13 protein-coding genes are annotated in these 13353 nt (G+C 65.4%); 1 reads left to right on the top strand and 12 read right to left on the bottom strand.

Annotated elements, in window-relative coordinates:
* Positions 1–5: 5 nt before the first annotated feature.
* From F623_RS0105615 to F623_RS0105575, 9 genes are all read right to left on the bottom strand, one after another.
* Positions 6–812 carry a hypothetical protein gene (locus tag F623_RS0105615; RefSeq protein WP_018868307.1) on the bottom strand — a complete coding sequence of 269 codons (807 nt, stop codon included), beginning with the start codon at positions 810–812 and terminating at the stop codon, positions 6–8.
* A 67-nt stretch (positions 813–879) separates the two neighbouring features.
* Complete coding sequence (locus tag F623_RS0105610) at positions 880–1965, bottom strand: PA0069 family radical SAM protein (RefSeq protein ID WP_018862363.1); 1086 nt, start codon at positions 1963–1965, stop codon at positions 880–882.
* A gap of 98 nt (positions 1966–2063) precedes the next feature.
* The gene (locus tag F623_RS0105605; RefSeq protein WP_018862362.1) at positions 2064–2555 is read right to left on the bottom strand and encodes an O-acetyl-ADP-ribose deacetylase; all 492 of its coding nucleotides are present in this window, start codon (positions 2553–2555) and stop codon (positions 2064–2066) included.
* Between the two features lie 7 nt (positions 2556–2562).
* Entirely contained in the window at positions 2563–3027 is a 465-nt protein-coding gene (locus F623_RS0105600) for a hypothetical protein (protein WP_018862361.1), read from the bottom strand.
* Between the two features lie 123 nt (positions 3028–3150).
* Positions 3151–4188, bottom strand: a complete 1038-nt coding sequence (gene pyrC / locus F623_RS0105595) for a dihydroorotase (RefSeq protein WP_018868308.1) — start codon at positions 4186–4188, stop codon at positions 3151–3153.
* Between the two features lie 52 nt (positions 4189–4240).
* A complete protein-coding gene (locus tag F623_RS0105590) occupies positions 4241–4450 on the bottom strand; it encodes a DUF167 domain-containing protein (RefSeq protein WP_018862359.1) in 210 nt (69 codons plus the stop codon).
* Positions 4451–4633: 183 nt separating this feature from the next.
* The gene (locus F623_RS0105585) at positions 4634–5380 is read right to left on the bottom strand and encodes a class I SAM-dependent methyltransferase (RefSeq protein WP_018868309.1); all 747 of its coding nucleotides are present in this window, start codon (positions 5378–5380) and stop codon (positions 4634–4636) included.
* A 73-nt stretch (positions 5381–5453) separates the two neighbouring features.
* Positions 5454–6347: a hypothetical protein gene (locus F623_RS0105580; RefSeq protein ID WP_018862357.1), complete on the bottom strand. Its 894-nt coding sequence runs from the start codon at positions 6345–6347 to the stop codon at positions 5454–5456.
* Between the two features lie 164 nt (positions 6348–6511).
* Entirely contained in the window at positions 6512–7372 is an 861-nt protein-coding gene (locus tag F623_RS0105575) for an alpha/beta hydrolase (RefSeq protein WP_018862356.1), read from the bottom strand.
* A gap of 118 nt (positions 7373–7490) precedes the next feature.
* Here F623_RS0105575 and F623_RS0105570 point away from each other — a divergent pair, with 118 nt between their 5' ends.
* On the top strand, positions 7491–9704 hold the full coding sequence (locus tag F623_RS0105570; RefSeq protein ID WP_018862355.1) for a bifunctional (p)ppGpp synthetase/guanosine-3',5'-bis(diphosphate) 3'-pyrophosphohydrolase: 2214 nt from the start codon (positions 7491–7493) through the stop codon (positions 9702–9704).
* A gap of 79 nt (positions 9705–9783) precedes the next feature.
* Here the strand turns inward: F623_RS0105570 and F623_RS13605 are convergent, their stop codons facing one another.
* The 3 genes from F623_RS13605 to cobS form a co-directional block, all read right to left on the bottom strand.
* Entirely contained in the window at positions 9784–11547 is a 1764-nt protein-coding gene (locus F623_RS13605; protein WP_018868310.1) for a flagellin, read from the bottom strand.
* Positions 11548–11859: 312 nt separating this feature from the next.
* Entirely contained in the window at positions 11860–12489 is a 630-nt protein-coding gene (locus tag F623_RS0105560; RefSeq protein WP_018868311.1) for a YIP1 family protein, read from the bottom strand.
* Between the two features lie 75 nt (positions 12490–12564).
* Positions 12565–13335 carry an adenosylcobinamide-GDP ribazoletransferase gene (gene cobS / locus F623_RS0105555; protein WP_018868312.1) on the bottom strand — a complete coding sequence of 257 codons (771 nt, stop codon included), beginning with the start codon at positions 13333–13335 and terminating at the stop codon, positions 12565–12567.
* Between the last annotated feature and the right edge of the window lie 18 nt (positions 13336–13353).

The raw sequence follows: 13353 nt of genomic DNA, 5'->3' as shown, positions 1-13353 counted from the left end.
TGTTCCTATTGAAACAGGGCGCTGAACGCCCGCACCATCACATGCCGCCCGCCAACCTCGCGCGGCTCGGCGATCCGCTCCGCTCCCTCGGCCTCGGGGGGCGGGCCGGCGTCGACCTTCATCGCCGCCATGTCCTTGTCTTCCTCGCGCTCCATGCGTACCGCCGGGGTCCACAAGCGGTTGTGGCGATCGGCATATACCGGGAGGCGCGGCACAGGAAGATTCACACGCTCAAGGAACAGCGCATCCACCGCCTTGTTGTGAATCGTCAGTGGCGTGACCACGCGATGCGGGCGCTCGGGGACATCCTCCAGGGCCAGCCGCGCCTGGGTGCGCGTGGCATAGCACAGCTCCCCCTCGACCGTGTTGGGCCCAAACCAGGTGTCCGAGGGTGCGTAAACAGGGAATTCGTGGGCTCGCGCATCGCCCAGATAGAACTGGACCCAGGCGGGCGAACTGAGAAACAGCGTGACCCGGCCCTGGGCAGGCACGTAGAAGGGATTTTCGGGCCGGCTGACCATCGGTCGATCGGCCAGCGCAATGCGCAGCTCCGGCTGTGTGTCGCCGGTGGCACCGGCAAAGCGCAGACGCTCGGAGAGCGATTCGGGCCATTCGGCGTCGGTCGGTACCTCGATATCCAGCGTCGCATCGGCAGCATCTCGCGGCCGATCCAGGCCCAGGCGCCATTCCGCCGGTGTATGTTCAAGCCAGATATCCAGTGGCCCGACGGACCAGCGCCCGATACGTCCCTGTGGCAACGACCAGCTCCCCCACCAGGTCGGTCGCTTCCCTGTCTTGTCCTTGTCGGTCATCCCTGCGGGTGTCCTGTGTCCGGTACCGATGTGCTCCGTGCCCACTGTAGCGCACTCAAGCGTATTCCTAGAATAGGTCCAGCTGCGGACCGCGCTCGGTCTGTGGCGCGGCGGGCGGACGAAAGCGCGTGGTATCCAGATCCGCAAGGCGCCCGGCCAGACCCGCCCGGCGCCGGGCCATCCGAAAGCGCTGACGCAGCAATGCGGCATAGGGTCCGGCGCCCACCATGCGGTGCCCGAAAGTCGAGTCATACAGTCGGCCCCCATGCGCCTCGCGCAGGCGCTGCAGCACATGATCCGCTTTCAGCGGGTGGTGCGTGCGCAGCCAGTCCTCGAACAGCGGCGCCACCTCCCGCGGCAGACGCAGCAACACGTATCCGGCACTGGTTGCCCCGGCCTCGCGCGCCGCATCCAGCAACGACTCCACCTCCCCGTCGGTCAGCACCGGGATCAGGGGTGCGACCAGCACCGCCACCGGTATTCCGGCCTCGCTCAGCCGCCGAATGGTCTCCAGACGACGCTGAGGAGCGGCGGCACGCGGTTCCAGGTGGCGCGACAGTGCCCGGTCCAGCGTGGTCACGGAGATCGCCACCTGCACCAGCCCCTGCTCCGCCATGGGTCCCAGCAGATCCAGGTCCCGCTCCACCAGCGCGGACTTCGTCACGATGGAGACCGGATGACGCGCCTCTGCCAGCACCTCCAGGATCTCGCGGGTGATCCGCCACTCGCGCTCCACCGGCTGGTAGGCATCCGTATTAATACCCAGCGCCAGCGGCGTCACGCGATGCGCGGGTCGTGCCAGTTCGCGGCGCAGGCAGTCCGCCGCGCCGACCTTGGCGAACAGCCGGCTCTCGAAGTCCAGCCCCGGAGAGAGCCCGACATAGGCATGCGCCGGCCGCGCGAAACAGTACGCGCAGCCGTGCTCACAGCCGCGGTAGGGGTTCAGGGACAATTCGAACGGGACATCCGGCGACTGGTTCCAGGACAGCACCTTGCGTGGGTGCTCCGGTGTCACCTCGGTGCGCAGCGGCCGAGGCTCCTCGTCGTCGCCCACCCAGCCATCATCAAACGCTTCGCGGTGGGTGGTCTCGAAGCGCGCCAGGGGCTGGATCGTCGCGCCGCGGCCACGAACCGGTCCATCGCGCTGGTTCATCGGCGCAGGTCGTCAAGGGAAGCACTGATCCATGTACACGCTCGCGCCCGAGCGCGCCCGTGTACATCAATCGGTGCATCCCTGGAAGACAGCATGCGTCAATGTCCCAGCCGTTCGCGGTAGACATCCGCATCGGCCGCACTGAATGCGCAGACCAGCAGACGGCGAAACTGGTCCTCCTGCGCGCGCAGCTGTTCCAGCGCGATGCCCGCCGCGCGGTCCTTCGGAAAGCGGTAGACACCCGTGCTGATCAGGGGAAAGGCCACCTCGCGCAGGCCATATTCGATCGCCAGTTCCAGGCTTGCGCGGTAGCAGGCGGCCAGCAGCGTGTCCTCGCCCGCCTGGCCGCCCTGCCACACGGGGCCGACGGTGTGGATCACGTATTCGGCCGGGAGGCGAAACCCGGGGGTGATGCGCGCCTCGCCCGTAGGACAGCCCCCAATGGCTCGGGTTACCTCCAGGAGCTCGGGGCCGGCGGCGCGATGAATGGCCCCGTCGACACCGCCACCGCCCAGAAGGCTCTCGTTGGCGGCGTTAACGATCGCATCCACCTCCAGGGTGGTGATGTCGTCCTGTACGACCGAGATCATCGCGGGCCTACGCCGGCACCATCCAGAGGGTGAGCGACAACAGGATGGCGGTCATGCTCAGGCCGATCACCGGCAGCATCATGATCCCCGCCAGCGGCTCGCGCCGAAACAGCCGGAACGCCATCCCGATGAGCGTCAGGGCCCAGCCGAAGGCAACGAAAAACGCAAGCGCAAAGATCTCGTTGCTCCACAGCACGATCAGGGCCACCGGAAGCGCCAGGTTCAGAAACACCACCCCCAGCTCCTGCGAGCCGGCGGCGCGCCCTGCTGTCAGCGCGTAGCCATAGGCGGCCCAGACCATGACCATGCCAAACGCCAGTGCGCCCGCGGCCGGTGACTCCAGCGGGGCACGCAGGATCGCCGCGCCATGCGGCTCCAGGCCGACGCCCAGCGCAATGATCAGCAGGGCCACACCCACACTGATCAGTAGCCAGAACCACAGGGTTCCGCGTTGTACATCCGGTTCGGTCATGTGCCCTCCCTGGGGTAGGAAATGGAAACGCCATACAAACATTGTCTGTACTACCGGGGACCACCGGGACGGCTTGAGGTTCGACCCGGCCACGATCGGTGCCGGGTCAGTCACGTCGAAGGATCAGTACCGAGCCAACTGCCAGGCAACCGTCTCGCCCGCGCGCAGGGGCACACCCGGGTCATGGCCAAACAGCACGGCCTCCGGCACGGTCCAGTCGACCCGTTCCAGCGTGATGCTGTCGGTATTGCGCGGCAGGCGGTAGAAATCCGGGCCGTGGAAGCTGGCGAAGGCCTCCAGCTTGTCCAGCGCGTCCACCGAGGCGAAGGCCTCGGCATAGAACTCGATCGCGGCGTGGGCCGAGTAGATGCCCGCGCAGCCACAGGCGGACTCCTTCGCATGCCGCGGGTGCGGTGCGCTGTCCGTCCCGAGGAAGAAGCGTGGGTGTCCGCTGGTGGCCGCACGCAGCAGTGTCTGGCGATGGCGTTCGCGCTTCAGGATCGGCAGGCAGTAGTGATGCGGCCGGATGCCGCCGGCGAACAGCGCATTGCGGTTGTACAGAAGGTGCTGCGGGGTGATGGTCGCCGCGATGTTCTCGGGGCCCGACTCGACAAACTCCACCCCCGATTCGGTCGTGGTGTGCTCCAGCACCACGCGCAGCTCCGGGAACTCTCGGATCAACGGCTGCAGGTGGCGCTCGATAAACACCGCCTCGCGGTCGAAAATGTCGACCTCCGGATCGGTCACCTCGCCGTGCACCAGGAGCGGCAGATCGACCCGCTGCATGGCCTCGAATACGGGATAGCAACGCCGGATATCGGCGACCCCGCTGGCCGCATTGGTCGTAGCCCCCGCCGGATACAGTTTCACCCCGTGGATGAACCCGCTGGCCTTGGCAGCCTCGATCATCCCGGGCGTCGTTGCCTCGGTCAGATAAAGCGTCATCAGCGGCTCGAAGTCCGCCTCCTCCGGCAAGGCGGCGAGGATGCGCTCGCGATACTCGGCCGCCGCCTCCACCGTCGTCACCGGCGGCTTGAGGTTCGGCATGATGATCGCGCGGCGAAAACGCCGGGCGGTATCCGGCAGCACGCTGCCCAGCACGTCGCCATCACGCAGGTGCAGGTGCCAGTCGTCGGGTCGGGTAATGGTTAGTCGATGCATCGGGTCGGACTCGTCTCGAGGCGCTACCGCCCACTACCGGCGAGAGCGCTTGTTACGGTGAGTTGGATGGTAACGCGCGGCGCAGATCCGCCTCGCTGTAACCCTCGATCGCCACGGTCTTGTCTCGCCCGGTCACGCCCGCCACCACGCTCACGTCCCGGGGCGGGCAACCCAGCGTCTTTGCCAGCAAAGCACAAACGGCCTCGTTCGCGCGGCCCTTTTCTGGCGGGGCCTGAACCTGCAGTTTGAGGATATCGCCCATCCACGGGCCGAGCCCCTGCTTTCAATGGCTTGTGGGGTTGGTGCCCCCTGTTCCCCGATCCTGCGTTGCGCCGCTTGCGGGTAGAACCACTACCCGCTACACGACGCGCCTTGTCTCGGAAAACAGGGGGCACCAACGCGGACGTGCGATTAAATCAGCGTCTCCTTAACCGGGCCACAAGTCCTATTCCGCCGGCCGGGTCGCCCGATAGGCGCTGAAAACGCCGAGTTGCACTTCACGCTCGACGTCGCGAAAGCCGACATCCTCCAGCACGCCCATGATTCTCTCCGGCGGCACGCACTCGTTGATCGTGTCCCAGAAATAGCGCATCAGGAGGTGGCCATCCGGGTCGCGCGTCAGCAGACGGCTGAGAAACGGGATGAAGTCGCGGAAGTAGAACCGCGCCATCTTGAACTGGCGTTCGGTGCTGGGACGCGAGACCTCGAGGATCATGCAGCGACCGCCCGGCTTGAGTACACGGAAGTACTCGCCAAACAGCTCGTGCAGGTCGCGCACATGGCGCAGGCCGTACCCCATGTAAACGCGGTCGAACTGTTTGTCCGGCAGCGGCAATTGCTCGCCCAGACCCTCGATGAAGCGCGCCTTGATCGAGCGCCGGGCCACGTCAATCATGCCGCGGCTGGGATCGACACAGGTGATGTTCTCGTCACCGACCACCTTGCGCACTTCGCGCGCCACCGGGCCCGTGCCCGTCGCGACATCCAGGACATCCATACCGGGCTTCAGGCCAGACTGCTTCAGCGCGTAGCGGCGATACGCCTGGCCGGTGCCCAGAAAGCCCCAGCGCAGGATGCGGTCGTAATGTGGCGCCGTCCGGTCGAACAGGTCGTCGACAAACGCCCGCTTTTCCGACTCGTCGCCGTAATAGTCCTTCAGCACCGGATGCGGTTCATAGCCCGTATCACTCATCAAAGCCCCCCATTTTTTCGTGTGCTGCGTGCCGACCCCCGCGTGACTGTACACAGCGAGCGACCCCAAACGGCTACCCCTCGCGGTACAGCCCTTCGATCTCCACCAAAAGCTCGCTGCGGCAGATGTCGCCATGCAGGATCAGTACGTCTACGTCGTCGCCCAGACACTGGCGCAGATGACGCCACGCTCGCGCGCCGTCCGCGCGATGGCGCAGATAGACCTTCAGCATCGAGAGCTCGCCTGGATCGCGCAGGGCCACGGAGCCCTCCTCGGAGGCCGCCTCCAGCAGCACGCCAATGTTGCGCAGACTCTCGTCAATCTGTGCCTCGAGATCACCGGCATGCCGACTCTCGTGACCCACAATGCTTGCCGTGCCGGAGATGAACAGCTCCGCAGCCCCGCCCGCTTCCTGACTCATCCGTGCGCGCGCGAACGACGGGCTGCGCGGGCCGTACTGCCGCGGATAGCGAAATGCACTGACCTGACGCGGATTCTCGATGCGCAGCGTGGTCTCGCGCATGGCGATGAAATAGATCAGCATGCCGTCGACATGCGTGCCGATAGCCGTCGCTGCCGGCAAGTGCCGCTCGAAATCCGGCAGCGCCTCGAACACCCGAGCGCGCCCGGCACAAAAGCTGCGATAACGCTCTTGGCCGTGCAACTCCTGGTTGATCTCGGGGAAGTAGTTCCAGGCGCGCACCAGATGCCCAAAGCCTCGCTGCTGGCAGGCCTCGAGAATGGCGTGATAGGCGTGCTCGGTGATCGCCTCGGGATCCTCGTCGGCACCATGCGCCCTATACCAGCAGCCCACGAGCCGGTCGCCCGCTTGCGCCAGCATCAGGTCAGCAATCTGTTCGGTGCGTACGGCCCCCGCCGCATACCAGAGCTCGGGCGCCACCTCACTGCCTTCCGGGATCTCCAGCGGCTCGAGACCCAGGGCGATGTCGATACCATCGGGACGCAAAGTAGCGCCGGTAGCGCCCCCAAAACGCAGCGTCAGGATTGGCGCGGCATCCCGGCCTTCCTGTCGTCCGATCGCGAGCCCCGGAGGGCCAAGTTCAAGTTGAGGCATTCATGCGTCCATGCGGTTCGAGGCAGGCACAAAAGCAGGAGATTTTATCACCACGCCTATCCCTCGTCCCCTTCTTCCGACCGCTCCGGCGGACGCAGCTCCAGACCCGCGTCTTCCAGAAACTCGCGCAGACCTTCGGTATAGCGGGGCCCCGTGGCGCGGAACGCGTCGTTATGGCCACCGTCCATTTTCATCAAGCGCGCGCCGTCGCCACTCGCCTCCAGCAGGCGCTCGGAGTGCGCAAACGGCACGATCTCGTCATCGCGCGCATGCGCCAGTAGCAGTGGCGCCTCGATCGCCCCAACCCGCCCCAGCACGTCATATTCATGCCGGATCAGGGCGCGCACGGGCAGCCAGGGATAGATCTCCGCTCCCAGGTCGGCCGCCGAGGTGAATGCCGCCTCCAGGATCACCGCCGCAGGATTCTTCGTTTCCGCCAGCCGCGCCGCCACGGCGGCGCCCAGAGAGCGACCGAACAGCACGATTTCGTCGGGTTCGTACTCCAGGTGTTCGCGCAGCCAGTTCCAGGCCGCGCGGGCGTCCTGATGGGTCCCCTCCTCGTCCGGGCGACCCTGGCTCTGGCCGTACCCACGGTAGTCGATGATCAGCACGGCCAGCCCCAGATGGTGGAACTGCTCGAGTGACTCCAGGCGGTGCCCGATGTTGCCCGCATTGCCATGCAGGAACAGCAGGACGGGCGCATCGTCCGCCGGCCCCGGCAGATACCACCCGTGCAACTGGACACCGTCCTCGGTCTCCAGCGCCACATCCTCGTACTCCAGACCGATGTTCGAGGGATTACCGATTACATTGCTGCTCGGCATGTAGATCAGCCGGTCCTGTGTCAGATAGACCAGACCCACAATCAGGGCATATCCGACCAACAGAACGAGGACCAGCTTGATAAGGTTCAGCATGCCCTGATCGTGACCGGGCATCGGTGCGAAGGCAAGCCAAACCCGACACCCGTCACACAAGTTGCCGTCAATCGCGGCCTTGGCCCCAGGTAAGCCTGACGTACAATACGCATTCACCATGCGCCACTCGCTACTCACCAACACCGACCTGCAGGGCCTGGACCGCGACCAGCTGGTGGCGCACTTTGCAGGGCCCAACGGCGATTCGACGTCATCCGACGCACTGACAGACGCGCTGGCCATGGCGCTGGCTTCGGTGGACACCTCGAGTCTCGAAGCGCACCCCCTGGACGTTGCCGAGATCCTGCGCCAACTGAACGTGGATCGGCAGACGATCACCGCCGTCCTTCTGGTCAGCGCGTATCTCGCCCGACAGGTCAACGAACACTCCCTCAAGGAACGCTTTGGCGACTCCATCGCACGTTTGACGGTCAACGTGGCCACGCTGGTGAGCCGTCGTTTCGAGGCCCCGGCAGGGCGTCCGGAACAGGCCGAACGCCTGCGCCGCATGCTGATGGCGATGGTCGACGACGTGCGCGCGGTGCTGATCAAACTCGCCTATCGGGTGCAGCACCTGCGCCTGGCCGTCAAGGAGCCGGACGACGGCGCTCGCGTACTCGCACAGGAAACCCTTGACGTGATCGCCCCGCTGGCGAACCGTCTGGGCGTAGGTCAGCTGAAATGGGAGATGGAAGACCTCGCTCTGCGCATCCTCGAACCCGAGACCTACCGCGAGATCGCCAAGGGGCTGGAGGAAAACCGCACCGAGCGCGAGACCTATATCGAGCGCTTCGCCCATAGCCTGCGCGACCGGCTGGCCGAAGCCGGTATCCGGGCGCGGGTATTCGGACGGCCGAAGCACATCTACAGCATCTGGAAAAAGCTGCAGCGCAAGCAGACCTCGCTGGACGAGCTCTACGACCTGCGCGCCACCCGCGTAATCGTCGACGAGCTCGCCACCTGCTACACCGTACTCGGCATCGTGCACAACGACTGGCGCCACCTGCCCAGCGAGTTCGACGACTACATCGCCAACCCCAAGGACAACGGCTACCAGTCACTGCACACCGCCGTGGTCGGTCCCGAGGGCAAGGTCGTCGAGGTGCAGATCCGCACCCGCGAGATGGACGACTTCGCCGAGCTCGGGGTCGCCGCGCACTGGCGCTACAAGGAGGGCGGGCGCGAGGACCAGGCACTCAACCGGGCGATCAGCAGTCTACGGCAACTGCTGGAGGCCACCGACAACTCGGATCAGAACCTGCTCGACGAGATCCAGAGCGAGCCACTGCACCAGCGCGTATTCGTGCTCACGCCCCAGGGCGAGGTGATGGACCTGACCCAGGGCGCCACGCCACTGGATTTCGCCTACGCCGTGCACACCGAGGTCGGCCACCGCTGCCGGGGGGCCAAGGTGGACGGGCATATCGTACCGCTCACCTACAAGCTTAAGTCCGGCGAACGCGTCGAGGTGCTGACCACCCGTGAGGGCGCCCCCAGTCGCGACTGGCTCAATCCCAATCTCGGCTATCTGAACACCGCCCGCGCCCGCTCCAAGGTGCGCACCTGGTTCCGCCAGCAGCACCAGGACGAACACCTGGCCACCGGCAAGCACCTGCTCGACCGCGAATGCCAGCGCCTGGGCTGCGGCACCGACCTGGACCGCAGCGCCCTCGCCGAAGCCATGAAGTTTCAGACCTTCGACGAACTGCTGATCGCGCTGGGCGCTGGCGATATCACCACGAACCAGATTGCCGGGCGCATCTCCCAACAGCTGCGCGAGCAGCGCCAGGCAGAGAAAAGCCGTACCGAAGAAGCCGCCCCACCCCGGCCGGCCGAACCCCGCCGGGAAGGCCGCATCCAGGACGACGAGATCCGCATCCGCGGCGTCGGCGGACTGCTGACCACCCGCGCGCGCTGCTGCAACCCGCAAACGGGCGACTCGATCGTCGGCTTCATCACCCGCGGCGCCGGCGTCTCCGTCCACCGCAGCGACTGCGTCAACATCCTGCGCATGCCGGAGGAAAAGCGCGGCCGCCTGATTCCCGTATCCTGGGGCGACGAACCCGAACGCGAACCCATCACCCTCGAGCTCGAGGCCCACGACCGCGCCGGCCTGCTGGGCGAAGTCGGCAACGCCTTCTCCGCCAGCGGCATCAACCTGCTGCGCGTAAGCACCCGCACCGACCCCAACGACCGCAGCGTGCACATGGAACTCGAAGCCGAAATCACGGACCTCGGCGAACTCAGCACCCTGTTCGACCGCCTGCAATCCCTCGGCAGCGTCCAGTCCGTCCGCCGCATCCCCAGCCCTGGGGACGCTGCGAAGCCGTAGCCACCCCGGCTGTTTCGCGGCATCGGGCAGCGCGCTGCGCGATTACCACGCCAGCCTGTGCCTGCCTTGATTTCCCCACTTACTGCAGCAGGGCCAGGGCGTTCTGCGGGACCGCATTCGCCTGCGACAGCACCGAGGTACCGGCCTGCTGCAGGATCTGTGCCCGGGTCAGCTCGGCCGTCTCGGTCGCGAAGTCCGCATCGCGGATACGGGACCGGGATTCCTCCAGGTTCTCCGAGGTCTGCGTCAGGTTGGAGATCGTCGACTCGAAGCGGTTCTGGATCGCCCCGAAGTCACTACGGATGTCACTCACCGCGGTCAGCGCCGAGTCCACTCGCTCGATCACGTTGTTGGCGTTGGCGACCGTCAGCACATCCACGCCCGCCAGGCTGCCACCAGGCTCATTCTCCTCGCTGAAATTGAGCACGTTCAGCCCGACTGTCCCCCCAATGGTGATCTCCGAAGAGGAACGCACGTTCAACTGACCATCCTCGCCCACAAACGCTCGGGCCTCGCCGACCAGCGCGGCATTCATCGCGTCGATTAAATCCTGCTGGCTCGAATAGGTGCCGGCCGCCACCTCGACAGACTCGTTATCACCCGTCCGGATTGTAAAATCACCTTCGCCAACTTCGATGGTCTGGGCAGGGGTCAACGTCCCAGCGGCCTGGACCGTATTTGACTCAGTGCCCGTGTTATCGCTCATTTCAAAATCGGTGATTACGAAGTCGGTCGTATCGTTATTTTCGACGAGAAGGTTCGTACCGTCGTAAATAACCGTGATGTTGTTTTCGTCTATCGCGTTTGTGATTGCTGTCGCCACATCCCCGCCAGAGTCGCCCTCATTCCAGCTGAAGGTCACGTCAACGTCACCACTGCCAAAATCATAGGTGAACGAGCCACTGCCGCCGGTCGACAAATCCAGATTGTTAATCGGGCCGAGAGATGTCGTCGAATTGGAACCTGCAATCACTGACCTAGGCCCCACCGTGTTGGCATCTTCACCCGTGTCATCGGACAGGTTGACGTCAATGGCCAGGTCGCCGCCCGCATACGCCTCGGTCAGGCCGATCACCAGCTCGCCATCGACCACGGAGGCCTGGACGCCGTCCGGCAGACCGCCCCAGCCGTTGATCTCAGTTGCCAGACCCTCAAGATCGTCGACATCCCCGGCCGAGATCGTCAGCGTCTCGCCACCCATCTCGATGGTCCCGGTGACCCCGTCCCCCTCATCGAAGTCCAGATCCCCGAATCCACCAATCGTCAGTTCGGGGGTGCCTGCGGACAGCACCTCGCCAAAATCCGCGTCGCTGGTCGCCGTCGCCATCTTGCCGATATCGCCGAGACGGGTACTCGATTCGAGGTTCAGATCGATGGTCTCGCCCACATTGGCGCCCACCTGGAACTTGGCATCCCCAAAGCTGCCATCCAGGATCTTCTGGCCGTTGAACGAGGTCTGGTCCGCAATCCGGTCGATCTCCTGCAGACGCTGCTGCACCTCGCGGTTGATCGCCTCGCGGTCGGAGTCGGAGTTGGTCGCGTTCGCCGACTGCACGGCCAGCTCGCGAATACGCTGCAGGTTGTTCTGCACCTCCTGCAGGGCCCCTTCACCGGTCTGCGCCAGCGAAATGCCGTCGTTCGCGTTACGCACGGCCTGGTTCAGACCGCGAATCTGCGTGGTAAAGCGCTCGGAGATCGCCAGCCCGGCGGCGTCATCCTTGGCGCTGTTGATGCGCAGGCCCGAGGACAGTCGCTCAAGGCTCTGGGCAAGCGCGCCCTGCGAATTGCTCAGATTGCGCTGAGCATTCAGGGACATGATGTTGGTGTTGATGATCTGAGACATGGTCGCTCTCCTGTAAGAGTCTTGCGTCACCGCCTCGGCGGTTCTGGCGAACGGGCCAATCCCCGCTCTCAGGAGCCTTAACGACCTCCCCCTGAGAACCTTTAGCTCAGAACCACAATTTTTTTCATCCCCCCGGCAAATGCTTGCCACCCCCACCGCAGCGCCATCCCGATCCCGACTGCCGCACCCGAGTCGTCAACAAAGCGGACCCCAGTTCTTTGGTTGCCCCCTGTAGGAGGCCAGCCCTCTGGCCGATCGATGTTCAGCAGTGCCCCATCGGCCAGAGGGCTGGCCTCCTACAGGGCGGGCGCATCAGATCAGCCAGGTGGTGCCGATGCGGGTCTCGGGGGTGGCGCCGGGGATCAGGTCCATCAGCAGCCAGCCGAAGATGAGGGTGATGAAGGCGCCGCAGAAGACGGTGGCCACGAACAGACCGATGCGATTGCCGCGCTTCAGGCCGAGGATGCCGCACAGTGACCAATACAGCAGCCACAGGCTGTAGAAGATCAGCAGCAGGCCGATGGTGTTGCCCCAGGGCCAGGGAAAGGCGGCGGCCACCTTCCCCACCCAGGCGGGCAGCAAGCCGATGGTCACGGCCAGCATCGCCTGATCCGGATGGGAGTAGCCCTGGAATAGCTCGGTCAGGTAGTGCGCGGACCAGGCCAGGCCCAGCACCCCGATGCTCATCGCCAACACACTGTAGACGCCAAAGCCCCATGCGCCCGGCATTGCCCCCGGCGGCAACCCCGTCGGGATGATCTGGTACAGCCACTGGCTGACGATCACGCTGACCAGCAGCACCGGGAACGCCAGATGGAGAAAGGTCTGCCACCAGGGCGGGGCCGTTTCCAGTTCGGCCGCCTCGCGTACCGCGCGCAGTGGATTCGTCAGCGTACGCAGGACTAACCGGCCCGGGTTCAGGCGGGAGGGAAATGAGCTCATCCCGTCAGTATGTGGCAATCCCGTGACGCTTTTGTGACAACACCGGCCTCGCACCTCGCCTTGGCCGACCAGCGCCTAGCCCGCGAGTGCCAGCACCAGAATCACGAGCGTCAGGGTTTCCACCAGCTCCAGCGTCGCCCCGGCCGTATCGCCGGTGAACCCTCCCAGCCAGCGCCTCAGCACGCGCGTCGCGGCCCACAGCAGCAGGCCAAGGGCGAGCAAAGCCGGTATCACGCCCCAAAGGCCGGACAGCAGGCCCAGCACCAGCACCACGGTGGCCGAGGCGGCGACAACGCCGATGGCGGCGCCCCGTGGAAGGTGCTGCGCCATGTCCGCACCCAATCCCACGGGGTTCACGTAGGGGGTGGTTAGAAACAGAACCGGCGGAACCACGCGCCCCAGCAGCACCGCGAGCAGCAGCGCAATCCAGGCACCGGCCTCGACCACTGCCACCAGCGCCGTACCTTTCAGCAACAGGATCAGGACCAGCGCCGCGACCGCCATCGGGCCACAGGCCGGGTCTTTCATGATGGCCTGGGCCCGCTCCGGATGCCGCTGGCCGCCGACCCAGGCATCTACCGTGTCCGCCAGCCCGTCCAGGTGCAGCGCGCCGGTCAGCGCCACCCAGAACGTCAGCACCAGCGCCGCGACCAGCAACACCGGCGCTCCGGGAATCGCGGACAGCCCGATGCCCACCAGTACCAGCAGCAGCCCCAGGATCAGCCCCACCAGTGGATAGGCGAGAACCGAGCGACCGAGGTCCTCGGGTCGGGGATCCAGCGCAGGTGTCGGCACGCGCGTCAGGAACTGCAGAGCCAGCCAGAAGGGGGCAAACACGGAGTTCATTGCGCCTCTCCTTCCAAT

This window comes from Thioalkalivibrio sp. ALD1, assembly GCF_000381245.1.
GTDB lineage: Bacteria > Pseudomonadota > Gammaproteobacteria > Ectothiorhodospirales > Ectothiorhodospiraceae > Thioalkalivibrio.
Note: the sequence above shows the minus strand (reverse complement) of the source record. Positions and strands in the feature narration are given on the sequence as shown.